Genomic DNA, 18,203 nt, shown 5'->3' on the forward strand with positions numbered 1-18,203 from the left:
TTGAATGTGGACATGGAACTCGAATCTCAGATCGCGCTGGTGACCGGTGGTACGGCGGGCATCGGCCTGGAATCGGCCCGCCTGCTGGCCGGCGAGGGCGCCGAGGTGGTGATCTCCGGGCGCGACGCCGAGCGCGGCGCCCGGGCGGTGGCCGAAATCGACGGCAAGGTCCGGTTCGTCCGGGCCGATCTCGGTGACATGGATTCCGTCGCCGAGCTGGTGGAGCAAGCAGTTTCGGTGGACATCCTGGTCAACAACGCGGGCGCCTTCCCGGTCGCACCCACCGTGGAGCAGGATCCGGCCTCGTACGGGGTCATGTTCGACACCAACGTGCGCGGGGCCTACTTCCTGGTCGCCGCGCTCGCTCGGGGCATGATGGCCCGCGGGGGCGGCAGCATCGTCAACGTCACGTCGCTGGCGGCGGCCAAGGGCATGCCGGGCGCGTCGGTCTACGGGGCGACGAAGGCGGCGCTGGCGTCGCTGACGCGCACGTGGGCCGCCGAATTCGGCCCGCACGGTGTCCGGGTGAACAGCGTCTCGCCGGGGCCCACCCGCACCGCGGGCGTCCTGGCGGAGTGGGGCGAGTCCATCGAGGACATCGGCACCGGTCTCCCATTGCGCCGCACCGCGCGCCCGGCCGAGATCGCGCAGGCCGTGCTGTTCCTGGCGTCACCGCGGGCCAGCTACGTGACGGGCTCGACGCTTTACGTCGACGGCGGCGGTGCCGCGGTCTGAACAGACGCCGAATCTGAACCTTTTTCGCCGACCGGTCGTGGATGATCATCGATGATGCGCCGCATCCGCGAGCCCGACAGCCATGACACCGAGCCGGCCGATTCCGGCGGCTACGGGTTTCCCGCGCGGCTGTGGCGGGCGCTGGACGCGCACCCGCCGCCCGGGGTCGAGCGGGCCCAGCGGTGGCGCAGCCCGCTGCGGGGGCCGTGGCTGACATCGGTGTTCGGTTTGGTGCTGCTGGTGACGCTGCCGATCGTCATCCTCACCGGCCTGCTGTCCTACATCGCCTACGGCCCGCGGTTCGGCCAGGCCATCCCCGGTGACGTCGGGTGGTTGAAGCTGCCGACGTTCGACTGGCCGACCAATCCGTCGTGGCTGTATCGGCTGACCCAGGGGTTGCACGTCGGGCTCGGGCTGGTCCTGATCCCGGTGGTGCTGGCCAAGCTGTGGTCGGTGATACCGCGGCTGTTCGCCTGGCCCCCCGCCCGGTCCATAGCCCAACTGCTGGAACGGGTTTCGCTGCTGATGTTGGTCGGCGGCATCCTCTTCGAGATCGTCACGGGCGTGCTGAACATCCAGTACGACTACATCTTCGGGTTCAGCTTCTACACCGCGCACTACTTCGGCGCCTGGGTGTTCATCGCGGGATTCGTCGTGCATATCGCGATCAAGATCCCGACGATGTGGTCCGGCCTGCGTTCGATCTCGGCGCGCGACGTGCTGCGCACCGGGCGCGCGGAGACCCGGGCCGAACGGTGGGAGCCCGACGGGCTGGTCGCCGCGGACCCGCAGCCCGCGACGATGAGTCGCCGCGGTGCCCTGGCGTTGGTGGGCGGCGGCGCGGTGTTCATGGCCGTCATCACCGCGGGGCAGACGCTGGGCGGCTACGCCCGGCCCGCCGCACTGCTGCTGCCGCGGGGGCGCACCCGCGGGCGCGGACCCAACGACTTCGAGGTCAACCGGACCGCGTCCGTTGCCGGCATCTCCGCCGGGAACACCGGCGAGCGCTGGCGGCTCACGCTGACCGGGGGGCCCCGCGCCGTCGTCCTGGACCGCTCCGCGCTCCTGGCGATGCCGCAGCACACCGCGGTGCTGCCGATCGCCTGTGTGGAAGGCTGGTCCACCACCCAGACGTGGACCGGCGTGCGACTGGCGGACCTGGCCCGACTGGCCGGCGTCGCCGCACCGGAGTCGGCGTTCGTCTCGTCGCTGGAGCGCTCGGGCGCGTTCGGGCGTGCGACGCTGCAACAAAGCCAGGTGCTGCACCCCGACGCCCTGCTGGCCTTGCGGGTCAACGGCAGCGACCTGTCCCCGGACCACGGCTTCCCGGCGCGCATCGTCGTGCCGGCGCTACCCGGGGTGCACAACACCAAGTGGGTGGAGTCGATAGCCTTCCGGGCGGTCCCGAATGCATAGCGCGCGAAGCGGTTTCGTCAAGCTGTACGGTTCCCGCCCGTTGCATCTGCTGACCCTGATCGCCGGATTGGCGCTGTTGGCCTACGAGGTGGCCACCATCAGACCGGTCGCGCTGTGGAACCCCGCGGTGTGGTGGCAGTCCATCATCGTGTGGTTCGCCGCGGCCATCGTCGCCCACGACCTGCTGTTGTTCCCGATCTACGCGCTACTCGACCGGTTGCTGTCGCGGACCGCCGACCGGCTCGCGCCGCGCGGCGTGCCCGTGCTCAACCACATCCGGGTGCCCGCGCTGGGTGCGGGCCTGACGCTGCTGGTGTTCCTGCCCGGCATCATCAAGCAGGGCGCCGCCACGTATGTGGCCGCGACCGGCCAGACCCAGGATCCGTTTCTCGGCCGCTGGCTGCTGCTGACCGCGGCGATGTTCGGGGTCAGCGCCGCGATCTACGCAGTGCGCGTCGCCGGGCGATGAACCGCCGCGGCGATCTGCTCGGGGTGGTCCTCCTGCAGAAAATGCTTGGCGGGCAATAGCACCGGGTCTCCCGCGCCCACGGCGCGCTGGGCCGCGACGCCGTAGCGTCGCCAGGGGAGCATCGCGTCGCGCGCACCCCACACGCCTGCACCGGGGGCGCGCCGCGCGGGCCGTCGTCGATCACGAATGACGAGACGCCGGCCGCGGTGAAGGTGCGCCCGGACCGTCGATAGTTTTCGAGCGGCCGGGTGGTCTCGGCGGCGGTCATGTGACCGGTTGCGGGTCGGCGCGGGGCATCCTCCCATGCAACCGGATGCCGGGCCGCCGGCGACGCCGGCGCTCATTTCCATGCGCGATGGGCGTCATCGGAGGCCGCAATGGAACAGCGGCCGGTGCGCGTCGTGTTGGAGTACGGCATGGACATCTCGGATCTGCGCGCCTTCGTCGCGGTGGTGGAGGAGCGGGGACTCTCGGCCGCCGCGCGTCGCTTGCACCTCAGCCAGCCGTCGCTGTCCCAGACGATCCAGGCCCTCGAGAAGCACCTCGACGTGCGGCTGTTCACCCGCAGCAGCGCGGGCGTGGCGCCCACCGCGGCGGGGATGACGTTGTTGGGCGAGGCGCGGGCGGTGATCGCCCGCTACGACCAGGCGCTCGCCGCCATGGCCAAGCACTCGGCGCAGGTCGGGCGCTCGTTGCGGGTTGGCGTTCCGCTCGAGTTGCCGCCGCAACCGCTGGCCGGGGCGCTCGCGTCGTTGTCGGCGGCGTTCCCGCTGACCGTGGTGGAGATTCGCCACCTGCCGACCGCCCGGCAGATCGAAGCGCTGCACGACGGGGAGCTGGACGTGGGGTTGGTGCGGGAACGGCCGGTCGGTGGGCGTCTCGACGTCTCGATCGCCATCGAGGAACCGCTGGGCGTGTTGCTCGCGGTGGAGCAGGCCGACGCCATGGAAACCGTCGACGGGACGGTGCGCCTCGATCGATTGTCCGGTCTGCACTGGCTCGGCTTTCCCCGCGGCGGCAGCCCGGCCTGGTACGACGAACTGACCGCCGTGTTGCGCAGCCACGGGATCGAGCCCGGGCCGCCGGAATCCTACGACCAGGACCTGTTGCCCGAGGTGAAGGTGGCCGCGGTCAGTGCGGGCGGGAAATTCGCGTTGGCGCCGGCCGGGCGGCTGGACCCGCTGCCGAACTCGGTGCGCTGGCTTCCTCTGGCCGGGCGTCCGCTGGTGCGCCGCACCTGGGTGGCGTGGGCGGCCGCGTCGCGGCGGCGCGACCTCGCCCATCTCGTCGCCGCCCTGGAGGGGGCGCCCGAGCTACATGTTGGCGATGATCTGTAGCCGCCGGGCGCTGTACTCGGTGTCGGAGATGGCGCCGCTGGCGTGCAGGTCCTCGAGCTGCGTGAGGCGCTCGGAAAGCGTCGGATCGGGCAGCGGGAGCGCCGCCGGGTGGGCGCGGATGCCGCCGGTCTGCCGCAGGGTGGCGCCCTTGGTGGTCCACCCGGCGCCCAGGTCGACGAGCCGCAACGCGAACAGGACGCCGGCGCCCGTGATCGGCAGCCCCAGGTAGAGCATCCATCCCAGCGGCACCCCGGCCCGGCTGAGCGCGAAATAACGGGTCAGCAGCACGAGCGCCAGCATCCCGCCGGCCAGCAGCACGACGACCTTGCTCTTCATCCGCGGTGTACCTCCCTATAGTTCGCCGCCGGCGGCAGCGGTGGTAACTGGTGGGCCAAGTCCAGACCACCCGCGCCGCTACCGATCCCAACGGGCGCCGGTCGACCTCACCGTCGCGGTCCGGCCTTGGAGGATTCTTGGCGACTTCTTTGAATGTTCTTTCAACCCGGCGGCTGGTCTGCGCGTCGCGCGTTGGGTAACTACAGTGAAAAGGCATGGGGAACCTACAGACCAGGACGGCGGCGGCACTGTGCGCCTGCGGGGCCGCGCTGGTTCTGGCCTTCGGTTGGTCGCCCGGTGACGCCACCGCCAGGGCGGCGACCCCCGCTTCTGCCGCGACCCTGGGTTCTTCGGGCGTGACGCCCGCGCCGCCGCCGACTCCGGGCGGCGCCCTGCCCGTGCAACCCGCGGGTGGGGGTGGCTGCATCATCGGGCTCAACTGTGGCTGCACACGCAACTGCCACAAGCCCCACCCGCGTCCGCCGAACGTCGCGGGCGACCCGCAACACGCCGCACCGATTCCCGCCCCGCAAGACCCGTAGCGGGCGTTGCGGGCGGGACCGCCCGCGGCTTCCCTATCATCTGCTCATGGAAACCGCGGGCTCGCCGGCATTCACTGACGAGGACGCGGCCCGATTCCGCGCCGCCGGCTTCTGGGCTGACACGACGCTGTCGGACGCGGTGCGCTCCAACGCCGAGGAATCACCCGATCGTCGCGCCTATGTCGACCATCCGGGCGCGGCGCTAACCTGGCACCAATTCGACCGCGCCGCAACGTCTCTGGGTGAACAACTGGCGGGCGCGGGGGTGGCGCCCGGCGACCGGGTGGGGGTGTGGCACGGTGACTCCGCGGCGCTGCACGTGCTCTTCGTCGCGGTCGAGCGGTGCGGGGCCGTCGTCGTCGGCGTCGGGGCGCGGGCCGGCACGCGTGAGGTCGCGGCGATACTGCGCAGTGCGCGGCCGAAGCTCCTGATCAGCGACCGGCAGCGCGGCACCGAGGCGGCGGCCGTCGCCCGCGAGCTGTCGCTACCCACGCTGGTCGTCACCGCCGATGCCGGCGGCGCGCCCCGACTCGACGGCCCGCCGGCGGAGCTGCCTGCCGAATCTTCGCTCGGGCCCGACGACGTCTTCCTCATCAACTCCACCTCCGGGACCACCGGGCTGCCCAAGTGCGTGGTGCACACCCAGAACCGTTGGTACTACTTCCACCAGAAGGCCGTCGCGAACGGGCTGCTCACCGGGGAAGACGTTTTCCTGCCGGTCATTCCCACGCCGTTCGGCTTCGGGCTGTGGACCAGCCACACCACGCCGATCTACCTGGGCGCCACCGCCGTGATCCTGGACCGGTTCAGCACGGCGGCGACCTGCGAGGCGATCTCCCGGCACGGGGTCAGCGTCTTGTGTTGTGTCAGCACGCAATTGACCATGCTGATGGCGGATCCCGCGACCCGTGGCCACGACCTCAGCTCGCTGCGTGTGGTGTTCACCGGCGGCGAGGCGCTGCCATACCGGCCGGCCGCCGAGTTCGAGGAGCTCACCGGCGCCACGATCCTGCAGTTCTACGGCTCGAACGAAACCGGCGTGCTGAGCGCGACGACGCTCGAAGACTCGCGCGAACGCCGGCTGCGCACGGGCGGCCGGATCGTCCCCGAGATGGCGGTCCGCCTGTTCGACGGGGAACGGGACGTCACCGCGACGGGACGGGGCCAACCCGCCTGCCGCGGACCGGCGACCAGCCTCGGGTATTTGGGCGGGACCGACCACGACAAGCTGTTCACCCCGGACGGCTGGATGCGGATGGGCGACATCTGCGAAATCGACGCGGACGGCTACCTGACCGTCACCGGGCGCACCTCCGACTTCATCCTGCGCGGCGGCAAGAACATCAGCGCGACCCAGGTCGAGGACGCCGTCACGACCCACCCCGCCGTCGCGGTGGCGGCGGCGGTCGCGATGCCCGACGAGGTGTTCGGCGAAAAGGTCTGCCTGTACGCCGAACTCGTCGACTCGGCCACCCTCGAGCTCGCAGACTTGATCGAACACCTGCTGGCGCTGGGAGTATCCAAGGAGCTGCTGCCCGAGCGACTCGTCGTGGTCGACGAGCTTCCGCGATCCTCCGGTGGCAAGGTTGCCAAAGGCCGGCTCCGCGAGGATATTCGAGCGAGAACGAAGGGGAGACGATGAACGCTCCTAACCCGCGCCGGGGTGGCCTGGAAGTCTGGGCACCGTCGGTCGTTCCCCCGATCGGGGTCGACCTGTCCGACGAGCAGGCGCTCGCGGTCGCCTTCCGTCACCTGGCCGGCATCGGATTCGCCGAGAACATGGCGGGACACATCACCTGGCAGCCGGACGGGCAGGCGGAAATGCTCGTCAATCCGTGGGGGCTGTGGTGGCAGGAGATCACCGCGTCCGACATCTGCGTGGTCGACGCCGACGCCCGGGTCCTGCGCGGCCGCTGGGACGTCACCCCGGCGATCCACATCCACACCGAGCTGCACCGCGTCCGCGACGACGCCCGGGTCGTCATCCACAACCACCCGTATTACGTGTGCGTGCTCGCCGCCCTGGGCAGGCTCCCCGAACTGGTGCACCAGACCGGTTCGCTCTTCCTCGACGACCTGTGCCTGGTCGACACGTACGACGGGGAAATCGACGGCCCCGGCCGCGCGGCCGAACTGGCCACCCGCATCGGCGGCGCCAACCTGACCATTCTGGCCAACCACGGCGTCATCGCGACCGGTCGCAACCTCCCGCAGGCCGTCTACCGGGCGGCGTCCATCGAACGGGTATGCAAGCTGGCCTACGACGTCATGCTCACCGGCAGGGACCCGGTGAAGATGAATTGGTCCGACATGGCGGGCATGCAGCGGTCGCTGATCGAGCGCGCCGCCGACGTGTACTGGGCGGGGGCGGCACGGATGACCATCAAGGCCGACCCCGACGTGCTCACGTGACCGCGGTTGGGGGTGCGGTAACGGCGTTGGGTGTGCACTCACGGCGGCGGCGGCGGCGACATGCCCGGCGGCTGTGCCGTCAGCTCACGCGCAAAGCCATGGCCGCACTTTCAAGCGTCCCGTCTCGCAAGGAGATTGAAGAGTGAAATCGATCGACGAGCTGGCCGGCGACCTGCGCTTCACCACCGCCAAGACCGGCGAGCAGCGCTCGGTCACCTTCCTGCCGGACCCGCCCCGCGCCCCGCGGCGCTACACCGTGATCTCGGTCGACGATCACATCGTCGAGCCGCCCGACACCTTCACCGGACGGTTGCCGCGCAAGTTCGCCGACCGCGCGCCCAGGGTCGTGGAGACCGACAGCGGCGGACAGACCTGGGTCTACGACGGGCGGCAACTGCCCAACGTCGGGTTCAACGCCGTCGTGGGCCGGCCGGTGGCGGAGTACGGCTTCGAGCCGGTTCGATTCGACCAGATGCGCCGGGGCGCCTGGGATATCCACGAGCGTGTCAGGGACATGGACCTCAACGGCATCTACGCCTCGCTCAATTTCCCGTCCTTCCTGCCCGGGTTCGCCGGCCAACGCCTACAGCAGGTGACCACCGACCGCGACCTCGCGCTCGCCTCGGTGCGCGCCTGGAACGACTGGCATCTCGAGGTGTGGGCCGGCTCGTACCCCGAGCGGATCATCCCGTGCCAGCTGCCGTGGCTGCTGGACCCCGAACTCGGCGCGCGGATGATCTACGAGAACGCCGAGCGCGGCTTCCACGCGGTGACGTTCAGCGAGAACCCGGCGATGCTGGGGTTGCCGAGCATCCACTCCGGCCATTGGGACCCGATTATGGCGGCGTGTGCCGAGACGGGCACCGTGGTGAACCTGCACATCGGATCCTCGGGGTCCTCGCCGTCCACCACCGACGACGCGCCGCCGGACGTGCAGGGCGTGTTGTTTTTCGCATATGCCATCTCGGCGGCGGTCGACTGGCTGTATTCCGGCCTGCCCAGCAGGTTCCCCGACCTGAAGATCTGCCTGTCGGAGGGCGGCATCGGCTGGGTCGCCGGGCTGCTGGACCGCCTCGACCACATGCTCAGCTATCACGCGATGTACGGAACCTGGCAGGCCCTGGGCGAAAGGCTTACTCCCGCCGAGGTATTCACCAGGAATTTCTGGTTCTGCGCGGTGGAGGACAAGTCGTCGTTCGTGCAGCGCGACCGGATCGGTGTGGACAACATCATGCTGGAGGCCGACTACCCGCACTGCGACTCCACCTGGCCCCACACCCAGCAGACGATCCACGAGCAAATCGGTGACCTGCCGGCCGATGTCGTCCGGAAGTTCAGCTGGGAGAACGCTTCACGTTTGTACCGGCATCCGGTGCTTCCCGACGTGCAGCGGAATCCGGACGCGTTCTGAGCCATGGCGGCGACCAAAGTCGACTTTACCGCCGTCCCCTGGGGCTCGGTGGAATGGACGAACCTGGTAACGCTCTATCTACGCGCCCACGAAAGCGGTTCGAGGCGGCCGGTTTTGGGCGACAAGGCGGCCGCGGAAGCGGTGGAGCGGATCGACTACGACTTCAAGCGAATCCATCGCAGCTCGCTGCCGGCGTCGAATCAGTACCTTGTCGCCCTGCGCGCCAGGCAGCTCGACGACTGGTGCGCGGATTTCCTGCGGCGCCATCCCGACGCGGTGGTGCTGCACCTGGGCTGCGGTCTGGACGGGCGCGCCTTCCGGGTCGCCGTGCCGCCGTCGGTCTCGTGGTTCGACGTCGACCAACCCGCGGTGATCGAGCTGCGCCGGCGGCTCTACGACGACGCGGCGGGTTACCGGATGATCGGCTCGTCGGTCACCGATCCGGACTGGCTCGACCAGGTCCCGACCGGTCGCCCCACACTGGTCATCGCCGAGGGCCTGCTCATGTATCTCACCGAACGTCAGGTCCGCGAGCTGCTCCAGCGCCTGACGGACCGATTCCAAAGCGGCGAAATGCATTTCGACACGCTCTCGGCGCTGGCGCCGCTGCTGTCGAAGGTGTTCACCAGGGGCATCATCAGGTGGGGCATCCGCGACGCGCGGGAGCTGCAGCACTGGAACCCCCGGCTGCGGCTGCTCGAACAGACGTCGACCCTGGCGGGCTACCAACGGATCGAATCGACGGCGGTGCGGTTGATCTACCGGCTGATGTGGATTGCGGGCGCCCGCAACTACGACGTGCTCAACCGCTTCGAATACTCATAGGCCGGAAGCCAGCCGCCGCAGGATGTCGGCCGCGGGTTCGGCGGTGGCGTCGCGGTATCCGGTGCCGGCCCACAGGTGCACGTAGTCGGGCTTGCCCGCCGCGGCCGCCGCCTTGCGCAGCGGGCTGGTCAGGTGATGCAGGGCGGGATAGCCCAGCGGCGCCTGCGCCTCGTGCGCGTCGATGAACGCGTTGCGTAGCCCGCGGGCGGGGCGGCCGGTGAAGGCGTGCGTGAGGACCGTTTCGGTGAACCGGGGATCGGTCAGGGCCGCCCGGTGGGTGGCCGAGGCGCCGCTTTCGTCGGCGCGCAGCAGAACCGTCCCGACGGCTGCCGCCGCGGCACCCGCGCGGATCACCTCGGCGACCGCGGCGGGGGTGGCGAGCCCGCCGGCGGCGATCACCGGCAGCGGCACCGCCGCGACGATCCGCTCGACCAGCTCGGCGACGGGCACCGGCGGCGGGGGCGTCCGTGGGGAGAGTGTGCCGGAGTGACCGCCGGCGGCCGCGGCCTGCACGGCGAGCATGTCGACCCCGGCCTCGTGTGCCTGTGCCGCCTCTTCGGGCGTGGTGACCGTCTGGACCGCGACGCTACCGGCCTTCCGCAGCGCGGCGATCACCCCGCGCGGCGGGATGCCGAAGGTGAACGACACCATCGGAACCGGGTCGTCGAGCAGCAGCGCGACCTTCTCGTCGAATCTGTCGCTGTCCTCGACCGGGTCCGGGGGCAGCGTCAAGCCGAACCGGTCGGCGTCGCGCTGGATGATCGCGGCGTAGGCCCGGTAGCTCTCGGGGTCGACGGGCAGCGGGTTGGGCGCAAACAGGTTGATGCCGAAGGGGATTCCCTCAGCACGGACCTGTTTGACCTCGGCCTCGACGGCCTCCGCGGTCTTGTAGCCGGCGGCCAGCATGCCCAGGCCGCCCGCGCGGGTCGCGGCCGACACCATCGCGGGGGTGGTCGGGCCGCCCGCCATCGGGGCGGCGATGAGCGGAATGGACATCCCGAACTGTGCCAGCATCTCTGAGCCCTTCCGTCGCGCGGGCGTGCACGGCGCCGCCTCGACAAGCCGCCTCGACAAGCCGCCTCGACAATGCCGCCTCGACAATGCCGCCTAGACAATGCCGCCTCGACAATAACGACGCGCCGAGACCGCGGCATTCCGCCCGGCCGCCGCACCTGGCAGGATGCTTCAGCGTGAACTTGAGCGTGAAGAGGCCCAACTTCCTCGTGATCGTGGCGGACGACCTCGGGTTTTCCGATATCGGCGCGTTCGGTGGGGAAATAGAGACGCCCAATCTCGACCGCCTGGCCCACGCGGGGATCCGGTTCACCGATTTCCATTCCGCGCCGGCCTGCTCACCCACCCGCGCGATGCTGCTGACGGGGACCGACCACCACGTCGCCGGCATCGGCACGATGCTCGAGGTTGCCGGCCCCGAATTCCGTGGCGCACCCGGCTACGAGGGCTACCTGAACGACCGGGTGGTGGCGTTGCCGGAACTGCTGCGCGACGCCGGCTACCTGACGTTGATGTCGGGCAAGTGGCACCTCGGCGCCACGATCGAGAGATCGCCCTGGGCGCGCGGATTCGAGCGCTCGTTCGCGTTGCTGCCCGCCGGCGCCAGCCACTTCGGCGGCAGCGGGGCCCGCAGTTTCTCGCCCGTGCCAACCCTTTACACCGAGGACGACCAGTTCGTCAGCGTCGGCGACGACTTCTACTCCTCGGACGCCTACACCGACAAGCTGCTGCAATACCTGCGCGAACGCGCACCCGGTGACGAGCGGCCGTTCTTCGCGTATCTGCCGTTCCAGGCGCCGCACTGGCCGCTGCAGGCCCCGGACGAGTCCATCGCGAAATATCGCGGCCGCTACGACGCCGGACCGGACTCGCTGCGCCAGGAGCGGCTGGCCGCGCTCAAGCGGCTGGGCCTGTGCCCGCCGGACGTCGAGGCGCACCCGGTCGTGGCCGACGGGGCCCCCGAGTGGGCCGACATGACCGACGAACAGCGCGCGGTATCGGCCCGCAGCATGGAGGTCTACGCCGCGATGGTCGACCGGATGGACTGGAACATCGGGCGGGTGATCGACTACCTGTCGGCAAGCGGCGAGCTCGACGACACGGTCGTGATCTTCTTGTCCGACAACGGCGCCGAGGGGGCGATCGTCGAGGCGATGCCACTGGTCGGTCCCCGAATCGTCGCGCAGATCGAAAAGAACTGCGACAACAGCGTCGACAACCTCGGCCGGCCCTCCTCCTTCATCTGGTACGGCCCGCGGTGGGCGCAAGCCGCCACCGCGCCGTCGCGGCTGCACAAGGCGTTCACCACCGAAGGCGGGATCCGGGTGGTCGGCTTCATGACCTGGCCGGGCTTCGAGCGGCAGGGGGAGGTCGGCACCGCGTTCAGCACCGTCATGGACATCGCCCCGACGGTGCTGGAACTGGCGGGCGCCGCACATCCCGGCACGTCCTACCGCGGGCGCGAGGTGGCGCCGATGCGAGGCCGCTCCCTGGTCGGCTACTTGTCGGGCGGTGCGGAGGCCGTTCATGACGCCGAGACCGGCACCGGCTGGGAGTTGTTCGGCCGCCGTGCCATTCGCCAGGGGGATTGGAAGGCACTGCACCTGCCCGCGCCGTACGGCCCGGACGGCTGGCAGCTCTACGACCTCGCCTCGGATCCCGGGGAGATCCACGATCTGGCCGCCTCCCACCCCGAGAAGCTCGCCGAACTGTTGACGCTGTGGGACCGCTACGTCGAGGAGAACGGCGTGATCCTCGACCCCGTGTCGGTGTTCGACCTCGAGTTTTGAGCAGAGTTCTGAGCAGAGTGCTGATGGTTGAAGAAACCACGTGCGCGATCGTCGGCGGCGGCCCGGCCGGCATGGTCCTGGGGCTGCTGCTGGCCCGTGCGGGCGTGCAGGTCACCCTGATGGAAAAGCACGGCGACTTCCTGCGCGACTTCCGCGGCGACACGGTCCACCCGACCACCATGCGGCTGCTCGACGAGCTCGGCCTCTGGGAACCGTTCGCGGCCTTGCCCTTCACCGAGGTCCGCACGGCGAAGCTGGAATCCGACGGGCGGTCGGTGACCTATGTCGACTTCGAGCGGCTACGCCAGCCTCACCCCTTCGTCGCGATGGTGCCGCAGTGGGATCTGCTCAACCTGCTCGCCGACGCGGCGAAGGCTGAGCCGGGCTTCTCGCTGCGAATGAACACCGAAGTCACCGGGCTGCTTTGGGAGGACGGCAGGGTCGCCGGGGTGCGCTACCGCGGCCCCGACGGCCCGGGCGAATTGCGGGCCGAGCTGACCGTCGCCTGCGACGGCCGCTGGTCGGTCACCCGCCAGGCCGCCGGACTGAAGGCGCGCGAATACCCGGTGAGGTTCGACGTGTGGTGGTTTCGGTTGCCGCACAAGGAAGACACCGAATACTCCTTCCTGCCCCGCCTGGGCCCCGGCAAGGGACTCGCCGTGATCCCGCGGGAACGCTACTTCCAGATCGCCAACCTGGGGCCCAAGGGCATCGATGCGCAGCTGCGGGCCCGTGGCATCGACGCGTTCCGGCGCGACGTCGAAGAGCTGCTGCCCGACATGCCCGAGTCGGTGGCGGCGCTGCAATCCATGGACGACGTCAAGCATCTGGACGTGCACGTGAACCGCCTGCGCCGCTGGCACACCGACGGCCTGCTGTGCATCGGCGATGCGGCGCATGCGATGTCGCCGCTGGGCGGGGTAGGCATCAACCTGGCCATCCAGGACGCCGTCGCGGCCGCAACCCTACTGGCCGAGCCGTTGCGGCGGCACCGCGTCGGGGTCCGCGAGCTCGCCGCGGTCCACCGCCGGCGTGTGTTCCCGACCGTCGTCACCCAACTGGTCCAGCAGCTGCTGCACCGGATGCTGCTCGGACCGCTGCTGCGCGGCGCGGATCCCACGCCGCCCGCGGCGCTGCTCGGCTTGATGAAGCGGCTGCCGTGGCTGTCGGCCGTGCCCGCGTACTTCGTCGGCGTCGGGGTGCGGCCCGAACATGCGCCGGACTTCGCGCGCCGCGCGCCCGGCTCTGCCGGCTAGGCCGAATCTAAGACAACAACCGTCGGGCCGCGTCGACACACGGCCGGAGCCGGTCGATGGGCCCGACGCCGGAGAGCGCCAGCGCCCGTCTCGGCACCTCGAGTTCGATCACGATGCCGGCAGGCAGGGCGGAAAGAATGTCGCGCAGCGGTAGCTCGCCCTCGCCGGGAACCATGCGCTCAAACATGGCTTCCTCCATGTAGTTTCCGCCGCGCGGCCGCAGCGTGGTGTCGTTGAGCTGGGCATAACCGATGCGGGCCGGGTCGATCGCGGCCAGATCGGCGGCGCTGGAACCGGATCGCACCAAGTGCATGGTGTCGATCAGCAATCGGAAGTCGGGCCGCGCCACGTGTTCGACCGCGGCGAGCGCGGTCGGCAGATCACCGACGGTGAGGCCCGGGACCGGTTCGACGAGTGTCTGGATGCCCCGCTGGGCGGCGAGGTCGGCCAGCGCCGCGAACTGGTCGAAACTGCGGGGGACATCGGGGTCGAGGCTGACCACGTTGATCCGGGGGACACCCAGCTCGGCGAGGACGTCGAGATCCGTCCGGAGCGCGCGCACGTCGGCGCCGGGCAGGACGAGAAAGCCGTCACCGAGCGAAATCGTCACGCCGCGGTCATCCATCGCGGCGAGCACGGCCTGTCGCAGGCCGGCGTCGTCCGTCAGGGAGAAGCGCGGATAGCCCAGCGGCACCAGCGGCATTCCCTGCAGCGCGGCGGAGACGAACCGGCAACCGAGGTCTGCCGCCAGGTTCACCAATTCGACTGGGGGAAGGCCGAATACGCTCAGCATGCCGATGCCGATGCCGAGCCGATCGGTGCCCGTCGTGGTCATGTCACAGGGGACGACCGGCGAGCTGGGCCAATTGCGCGGCGCCCTCGGCCGTTTGGGTGGTCAGCGCAATGCGCCCCGACGTGACGGGGCCTTCGATGATTGGCGCCTCCAGCACGCGATTGTCGCGAATGAAGGCCACATGGTCTTTGAGGTGCGCGGCGGTGTATGACGCCCATGCCGACGCCGATGGGGGATCGAGAATGAGGGTCACGTCGTAGAAGTCCGCCGTCAGCGATTTCGGTGGCTCCACATGGATCAGCCCGAGCTGCATCGTCTCGGGGCCGAGCGTGTACAACGTGGTTCGTCCGATATCGCACGCGGTGAACGCATCCGTCGGCGCCACCGGATGATTCGGGTCGGTGGCCGGGCACTTCTGCGGGGCGGTCGGCTGCGATTTGTTCACCGGGCGGACGGGCAGCGGTGCGATCTTGACAATCGGGGTGGCCGGCGTGCTCGTGGTCGGCGCCGGGGCGGTCGACGACGTGGTCGACGACGTGGTGGTGGGCGCGGCGCCGTGCCGCGTCGAGTGGCAGCCACACGCGAGCGGGGCGACCAGGCCGGCACACGCGAGCCAGGCCGCCGTGATGCGGAATCGACGGCCCGCCACGTCAACTTTTTCACTCATTCGACGCCGGATCATCCGACCATTGTCCCAGGCGGGAACGTCGCCGCGTCCTTGCGTGGTAACCCCGACGCCCTGCAACAGGTTTCGCTGCAGCGCTCCCGGATTTCCGCGGTGGTCACGCACGCCCGCCATAGTCGGCCATCAGCCACGGCCCTTTACCGACACTACGAATATAGAGTATGGTCTCGGTCCGAGAGCCGATCAGCATGGACAAACGCCGAAAGCCTAATCCCGAGGAGCGCCGCCGCGACCTATGCGACGCGGCCATTCAGTTATTGGCCGACGACGGGGCCAAGGGACTGAGTCACCTCAAGGTCGACCGCAAGACCGGCGTGCCCGACGGCACCACCTCGTTCTATTTCCGCACCCGCTCCGCGCTGCTGCGCGCCGTGGCGGAGCGGCTGGCCGAGCTGGACCTCGCCGATCTCCAGTCCGTCGCCGACGACTCCGACGGGCGGGGAAAACATCCCTCGCCCTCGCGACTGTCGCAAGTCGTCATCCGGTCCGGCCGCGAGCCGCAGTTGTTCCGGACCAAGGCCCGCTACGAGCTGACAATGCAGGCCGCCCGCGATCCTGCGCTGGCTGCCATCCTGCAGCGGGCCACGGACGAATTCACCAAGCTCCACCGGGAGATTTTGGTTCAGCTCATGCCGCACGGCGCGGACCTGGATCCCGCGGTGGTCGAGGACCTGAGCAATGTGACGCTGACGTTCATCAACGGCCTGCTCGTGCGATTTGCGCACGGTGACCGGATCGTCGACAGTCCCGAGCAGCTCGACGGGATCCTGTCGTCGATCGCCGCGGGGATCCTTCGCAGCCCACAGCGTGGCCGGCTGACCGACGCGGGTGGCCGGCGCTCCGCGGGCCGGCGCCGGTCCGCGGCGATCGGCTGAGCGTGCGCACACCGCCGGCGGGCCATCCGGCACGGGGTCTTGCCAGACCATTCGCCGTATGGTTCTCTACGAGAATAGAGTTAGGTGACGCTGATGGGCGGATTTCGGCCCGGACCGAATGCATGGCCCGAATGCATGTCACAGCAACGCAATTAAGCGGAGTGTATAAGTTGCCCGAACTGGATCCGGCGCTGCCACACTGGCGGGCGCCAGCGCTGCGCGGACGGACCGGACGCCGGGAAACGGCAGCGGTAGGAGGGATTTCGTGACGACGAGCACCGATAGCCATGTGCGTTTCGATCCGTACGACGTCGAGCTGATCGCCGACCCGTACCCGATGTTCGCGCGTCTGCGTGACGAGGCGCCGCTTTACTACAACGCCGAATACGACTTCTTCGCGGTGAGCCGCTACGCGGATGTGAATAAAGCGCTCGTCGATCACGGCACTTTCAGCTCCGCCCGGGGCGCAATTCTGGAATTGATCAAGGCCAACCTCGAGATCCCGTCGGGGATGCTGATCTTCGAAGACCCCCCGGTTCACGACGTGCACCGCAAGCTGCTGTCGCGGATGTTCACGCCGCGCAGGATCGCGGCGCTCGAGCCGATGATCCGTGACTACTGCGCTCAACTCCTGGACCCGCTGGTCGGCTCGGGCCACTTCGACTTCGTCGCCGACCTCGGAGCCCAGATGCCGATGAAGGTCATCAGCTCGCTCCTGGGGATCCCCGAGGACGATCAGGTTTACATTCGCGACCGGGGCAACGCCCAGCTGCGTACCGAGGCGGGCAAGCCCATGGCCGCCGCCGAGCACGGCCTGTCGGTCGGCGAGCAGTTCGAGGCCTACATCGACTGGCGTGCCGACCATCCGTCCGACGACATCATGACCGAGCTGCTCAACGTCGAGTTCGTCGACGAAACCGGCGCCACGCGGCGGCTCACCCGCGACGAGATCCTGGTCTACCTCAACGTGGTGGCCGGGGCGGGCAACGAAACCACCACCCGGCTGATCGGTTGGGCCGGAAAGGTTCTCGCGGAGTATCCCGACCAGCGTCGCGACCTCGTTGCGCACCCGGAGCTGATCCCGCAGGCAATCGAGGAGCTGCTGCGCTACGAACCTCCAGCCCCGCACGTGTCCCGGTATGTGACCCGCGACGTCGAACTCTACGACCGGACGGTGCCCGGAGGCAGCGTGTTGATGATGCTCATCGGGGCGGCCTGCCGCGACGAACGCCAGTTCGGGCCGGACGCCGGCGATTTCAACATTCACCGCACCGTCCGCCCGCACCTCACCTTCAGCGTGGGAACCCACTTCTGTCTGGGATCGGCGCTCGCGCGCCTCGAGGGCCGCGTCGCGCTCGAGGAGATCTTGAAACGCTTCCCGGAGTGGGAGGTCGACCTGGCCAACGCCACGCTGAGCCCCACGTCGACCGTGCGCGGCTGGGAGTGCATGCCGGCTCTGGTGCCGAGATGACCGGCCGCGTCGAGGGGAAGGTCGCGTTCGTCAGCGGCGCCGCCCGCGGTCAGGGCCGCAGCCACGCCGTGCGCCTGGCGCAGGAGGGCGCCGACATCATCGCGATCGACGTCTGCGGGCCGATCGAGAACCTGGCCTATCCGCACTCGACGCCGGAGGACTTAGCCGAGACGGCCGATCTGGTGAAGGCCCAGGACCGTCGCATCGTCACCGCGCAGGTGGACGTCCGCGACTACGACGCGTTGAAAGCCGCGGTGGACGGCGGCGTGGAACAGCTCGGCCGGCTGGACATCATCGTCGCCAACGCCGGCGTGGGCACCGACGGCAGGAAGCTGCACAAGATCCGGGAGAACGTCTGGCAGGACATGATCGACATCAACCTGACCGGCGTCTGGCACACGGTCAAATCGGGTGTCCCACACATCCTCTCGGGCGGCCGCGGCGGGTCGATCGTGCTCACCAGCTCGGTCGGCGGGCGCAAGGCGTACCCGAACACCGGCCACTACATCGCGGCCAAGCACGGCGTCATCGGTCTGATGCGTGCCTTCGCCGTCGAGCTCGGCCCGCACATGATCCGGGTGAATTCGGTGTTGCCCACGCAGGTCAGCACCACGATGGCGATGAACGACAACACGTTCCGGCTCTTTCGTCCGGACCTGGAGAACCCGGGCCCCGACGACTTCGCCCCCATCTCGCAGATGATGCACACGCTGCCGGTGCCGTGGGTGGATGCCGCGGACATCAGCAACGCCGTCCTGTTCCTCGCCTCTGACGAAGCCCGTTACGTCACCGGCGTCTCGCTTCCCGTCGACGCGGGCAGCTTGCTCAAATAAGCG

At 69.4% G+C, this 18,203-nt stretch carries 18 protein-coding genes; 14 read left to right on the forward strand and 4 right to left on the reverse strand.

Annotated elements, in window-relative coordinates; all coding sequences use genetic code 11:
- Positions 1–12: 12 nt before the first annotated feature.
- From BST44_RS12090 to BST44_RS12110, 4 genes are all read left to right on the forward strand, one after another.
- A complete protein-coding gene (locus BST44_RS12090) occupies positions 13–735 on the forward strand; it encodes an SDR family NAD(P)-dependent oxidoreductase (RefSeq protein WP_083177357.1) in 723 nt (240 codons plus the stop codon).
- Positions 736–786: 51 nt separating this feature from the next.
- Positions 787–2,151: a molybdopterin-dependent oxidoreductase gene (locus tag BST44_RS12095; protein ID WP_244184800.1), complete on the forward strand. Its 1,365-nt coding sequence runs from the start codon at positions 787–789 to the stop codon at positions 2,149–2,151.
- Entirely contained in the window at positions 2,144–2,620 is a 477-nt protein-coding gene (locus BST44_RS12100; protein ID WP_083177358.1) for a hypothetical protein, read from the forward strand. Before BST44_RS12095 ends, BST44_RS12100 begins: the two co-directional genes overlap by 8 nt.
- A gap of 377 nt (positions 2,621–2,997) precedes the next feature.
- Positions 2,998–3,957 (forward strand): LysR family transcriptional regulator, encoded by a 960-nt coding sequence (locus tag BST44_RS12110; RefSeq protein WP_083177359.1) that lies wholly within the window; start codon positions 2,998–3,000, stop codon positions 3,955–3,957.
- On the opposite strand, the gene BST44_RS12115 is transcribed toward BST44_RS12110, so the two are convergent.
- On the reverse strand, positions 3,934–4,293 hold the full coding sequence (locus tag BST44_RS12115) for an SHOCT domain-containing protein (protein WP_083177360.1): 360 nt from the start codon (positions 4,291–4,293) through the stop codon (positions 3,934–3,936). The two genes, BST44_RS12110 and BST44_RS12115, sit on opposite strands and share 24 nt — an antisense overlap.
- A gap of 215 nt (positions 4,294–4,508) precedes the next feature.
- Between BST44_RS12115 and BST44_RS29550 the strand changes: the two genes are divergently transcribed.
- The 5 genes from BST44_RS29550 to BST44_RS12135 all read left to right on the forward strand — a co-directional run bounded on the left by BST44_RS29550 (position 4,509) and on the right by BST44_RS12135 (position 9,483).
- Positions 4,509–4,835 carry a hypothetical protein gene (locus BST44_RS29550; protein WP_142274472.1) on the forward strand — a complete coding sequence of 109 codons (327 nt, stop codon included), beginning with the start codon at positions 4,509–4,511 and terminating at the stop codon, positions 4,833–4,835.
- 46 nt (positions 4,836–4,881) lie between these two features.
- Positions 4,882–6,477: a class I adenylate-forming enzyme family protein gene (locus BST44_RS12120; protein WP_083177361.1), complete on the forward strand. Its 1,596-nt coding sequence runs from the start codon at positions 4,882–4,884 to the stop codon at positions 6,475–6,477.
- Positions 6,474–7,247 carry a class II aldolase/adducin family protein gene (locus BST44_RS12125; protein WP_083177362.1) on the forward strand — a complete coding sequence of 258 codons (774 nt, stop codon included), beginning with the start codon at positions 6,474–6,476 and terminating at the stop codon, positions 7,245–7,247. The genes BST44_RS12120 and BST44_RS12125 overlap by 4 nt, the downstream gene beginning before the upstream one ends.
- Before the next feature lie 142 nt (positions 7,248–7,389).
- Positions 7,390–8,658 carry an amidohydrolase family protein gene (locus BST44_RS12130; protein ID WP_083177363.1) on the forward strand — a complete coding sequence of 423 codons (1,269 nt, stop codon included), beginning with the start codon at positions 7,390–7,392 and terminating at the stop codon, positions 8,656–8,658.
- Positions 8,659–8,661: 3 nt separating this feature from the next.
- Positions 8,662–9,483: a class I SAM-dependent methyltransferase gene (locus BST44_RS12135; protein ID WP_083177364.1), complete on the forward strand. Its 822-nt coding sequence runs from the start codon at positions 8,662–8,664 to the stop codon at positions 9,481–9,483.
- Here the strand turns inward: BST44_RS12135 and BST44_RS12140 are convergent.
- Positions 9,478–10,497: an NAD(P)H-dependent flavin oxidoreductase gene (locus BST44_RS12140; protein WP_083177365.1), complete on the reverse strand. Its 1,020-nt coding sequence runs from the start codon at positions 10,495–10,497 to the stop codon at positions 9,478–9,480. The genes BST44_RS12135 and BST44_RS12140 overlap by 6 nt on opposite strands.
- Positions 10,498–10,685: 188 nt before the next feature.
- Between BST44_RS12140 and BST44_RS12145 the strand changes: the two genes are divergently transcribed.
- The gene (locus BST44_RS12145; protein WP_083177430.1) at positions 10,686–12,287 is read left to right on the forward strand and encodes an arylsulfatase; all 1,602 of its coding nucleotides are present in this window, start codon (positions 10,686–10,688) and stop codon (positions 12,285–12,287) included.
- A 23-nt stretch (positions 12,288–12,310) separates the two neighbouring features.
- Positions 12,311–13,543, forward strand: a complete 1,233-nt coding sequence (locus tag BST44_RS12150) for an FAD-dependent oxidoreductase (RefSeq protein WP_083177429.1) — start codon at positions 12,311–12,313, stop codon at positions 13,541–13,543.
- A 7-nt stretch (positions 13,544–13,550) separates the two neighbouring features.
- Here BST44_RS12150 and BST44_RS12155 read toward each other — a convergent pair whose 3' ends face one another.
- Entirely contained in the window at positions 13,551–14,378 is an 828-nt protein-coding gene (locus BST44_RS12155; protein WP_083177366.1) for a sugar phosphate isomerase/epimerase family protein, read from the reverse strand.
- 1 nt (position 14,379) lies between these two features.
- Complete coding sequence (locus tag BST44_RS12160) at positions 14,380–15,003, reverse strand: SecDF P1 head subdomain-containing protein (RefSeq protein WP_244184801.1); 624 nt, start codon at positions 15,001–15,003, stop codon at positions 14,380–14,382.
- A 206-nt stretch (positions 15,004–15,209) separates the two neighbouring features.
- Between BST44_RS12160 and BST44_RS12165 the strand changes: the two genes are divergently transcribed.
- From BST44_RS12165 to BST44_RS12175, 3 genes are all read left to right on the forward strand, one after another.
- Positions 15,210–15,896 carry a TetR/AcrR family transcriptional regulator gene (locus tag BST44_RS12165; protein WP_083177432.1) on the forward strand — a complete coding sequence of 229 codons (687 nt, stop codon included), beginning with the start codon at positions 15,210–15,212 and terminating at the stop codon, positions 15,894–15,896.
- Positions 15,897–16,161: 265 nt separating this feature from the next.
- Positions 16,162–17,367, forward strand: a complete 1,206-nt coding sequence (locus tag BST44_RS12170) for a cytochrome P450 (protein WP_083177367.1) — start codon at positions 16,162–16,164, stop codon at positions 17,365–17,367.
- Positions 17,364–18,200, forward strand: coding sequence for a mycofactocin-coupled SDR family oxidoreductase (locus BST44_RS12175; protein ID WP_083177433.1), 837 nt, complete (start codon positions 17,364–17,366; stop codon positions 18,198–18,200). The genes BST44_RS12170 and BST44_RS12175 overlap by 4 nt, the downstream gene beginning before the upstream one ends.
- The last annotated feature ends 3 nt before the right edge of the window (positions 18,201–18,203 follow it).

It is taken from the genome of Mycobacterium scrofulaceum (genome assembly GCF_002086735.1).
GTDB classification, from domain to species: Bacteria; Actinomycetota; Actinomycetes; order Mycobacteriales; family Mycobacteriaceae; genus Mycobacterium; species Mycobacterium scrofulaceum.

Excerpts from the sequence above, each read along its gene's own strand:
- BST44_RS12135 (WP_083177364.1), top strand. The coding sequence starts at position 8,662 with ATGGCGGCGACCAAAGTCGACTTTACCGCCGTCCCCTGGGGCTCGGTG.
- BST44_RS12095 (WP_244184800.1), top strand. The coding sequence starts at position 787 with ATGATGCGCCGCATCCGCGAGCCCGACAGCCATGACACCGAGCCGGCC.
- BST44_RS12120 (WP_083177361.1), top strand. The coding sequence starts at position 4,882 with ATGGAAACCGCGGGCTCGCCGGCATTCACTGACGAGGACGCGGCCCGA.
- BST44_RS12160 (WP_244184801.1), bottom strand. The coding sequence starts at position 15,003 with ATGAGTGAAAAAGTTGACGTGGCGGGCCGTCGATTCCGCATCACGGCG.
- BST44_RS12110 (WP_083177359.1), top strand. The coding sequence starts at position 2,998 with ATGGAACAGCGGCCGGTGCGCGTCGTGTTGGAGTACGGCATGGACATC.
- BST44_RS12090 (WP_083177357.1), top strand. The coding sequence starts at position 13 with ATGGAACTCGAATCTCAGATCGCGCTGGTGACCGGTGGTACGGCGGGC.
- BST44_RS29550 (WP_142274472.1), top strand. The coding sequence starts at position 4,509 with ATGGGGAACCTACAGACCAGGACGGCGGCGGCACTGTGCGCCTGCGGG.
- BST44_RS12115 (WP_083177360.1), bottom strand. The coding sequence starts at position 4,293 with ATGAAGAGCAAGGTCGTCGTGCTGCTGGCCGGCGGGATGCTGGCGCTC.
- BST44_RS12155 (WP_083177366.1), bottom strand. The coding sequence starts at position 14,378 with ATGACCACGACGGGCACCGATCGGCTCGGCATCGGCATCGGCATGCTG.
- BST44_RS12100 (WP_083177358.1), top strand. The coding sequence starts at position 2,144 with ATGCATAGCGCGCGAAGCGGTTTCGTCAAGCTGTACGGTTCCCGCCCG.
- BST44_RS12125 (WP_083177362.1), top strand. The coding sequence starts at position 6,474 with ATGAACGCTCCTAACCCGCGCCGGGGTGGCCTGGAAGTCTGGGCACCG.
- BST44_RS12140 (WP_083177365.1), bottom strand. The coding sequence starts at position 10,497 with ATGCTGGCACAGTTCGGGATGTCCATTCCGCTCATCGCCGCCCCGATG.
- BST44_RS12175 (WP_083177433.1), top strand. The coding sequence starts at position 17,364 with ATGACCGGCCGCGTCGAGGGGAAGGTCGCGTTCGTCAGCGGCGCCGCC.
- BST44_RS12165 (WP_083177432.1), top strand. The coding sequence starts at position 15,210 with ATGGACAAACGCCGAAAGCCTAATCCCGAGGAGCGCCGCCGCGACCTA.
- BST44_RS12150 (WP_083177429.1), top strand. The coding sequence starts at position 12,311 with ATGGTTGAAGAAACCACGTGCGCGATCGTCGGCGGCGGCCCGGCCGGC.